General features: G+C 45.4%; 1 protein-coding gene. It reads right to left on the bottom strand.

What is annotated here, in order from left to right; all coding sequences use genetic code 11:
* Positions 1–107: 107 nt before the first annotated feature.
* Positions 108–251, bottom strand: a 144-nt coding sequence (locus AK963_RS31675; protein WP_175404841.1) for a transposase, incomplete at its 5' end; no start/stop codon positions are given.

The following is a 251-nucleotide window of genomic DNA, read 5'->3' as shown; positions in this document are numbered from 1 at the left end:
GTCAGCTTAGTAAAATATTTAACTTTCTGGAACTATCAGACTTGCAGACCACCCCAAAAAGCTATACTTAACGACAGGTCATTTTGGACTGGTGTTTTGAGGACTTTTTACGCCGGTGATGACAGAGTCTGGCCTTTGGCTATCAGCTGAGGAACAAAGTCACCATTTCGATCTCTGGGGACTTTGACTTCGACCTCACCAAAATCTCCTTTGATATTCTTTGAGGTGCTGCCGTTGCGGCTGTTGCCCGT

The sequence above is a fragment of the Endozoicomonas atrinae genome, from assembly GCF_001647025.1.
In the GTDB taxonomy this organism is placed as follows: Bacteria; Pseudomonadota; Gammaproteobacteria; order Pseudomonadales; family Endozoicomonadaceae; genus Endozoicomonas; species Endozoicomonas atrinae.
The sequence above is the reverse complement of the archived record's forward strand: the minus strand, read 5'-3'. Positions and strand labels throughout refer to the sequence as shown.